Origin of the sequence: Streptomyces colwelliae, assembly GCF_048158785.1 — a bacterium.
GTDB lineage: Bacteria > Actinomycetota > Actinomycetes > Streptomycetales > Streptomycetaceae > Streptomyces.
In genome coordinates this window covers 1-380 of the sequence record NZ_JBLTJC010001090.1, presented here as the reverse complement: position 1 = coordinate 380, position 380 = coordinate 1, and the positions used below count along the sequence as shown (strand labels likewise).

Below are 380 nucleotides of genomic sequence, written 5' to 3'. Positions count from 1 at the left end.
ACCACGGACCTTACGGGCATCGCGCACGATCTCGCGCACCAATCTGCTCTTGATGCAACGGTTTGGCTTCGTCCGTGTTGACTAGGAACAAGCAAGCGAGGATTCTCGGAGCCTATCCGCAAATCGCGGATCGGATCAGGACTGGAGGCGGAGGTTCCCGACGGCCTGTGAAGCCGCGGCAACCATGGGGTCATGAGTATCGGCAAGACAGGACAGATTCTTCTCGCCGATATCGGCGGCACCAATGCGCGGTTCGCCCTGAGCCAGGGCGATGGAATGGGCCCTATCGACTACGTCAAGGTCGCAGACTTCCCCACCGTCCGGGAAGCGATCGCCGATGTTCTTGCGCGCCGGGCGGGCGCCGGGCGGCCCGGCCGAGC

At 63.4% G+C, this 380-nt stretch carries 1 protein-coding gene; it reads left to right on the top strand.

Translation table 11 applies throughout. The features are described from left to right. Nucleotides 1–192 precede the first annotated feature (192 nt). A partial coding sequence (locus ACNFOC_RS55960; RefSeq protein WP_416966520.1) for a glucokinase occupies nucleotides 193–380 on the top strand: 188 nt, incomplete at its 3' end.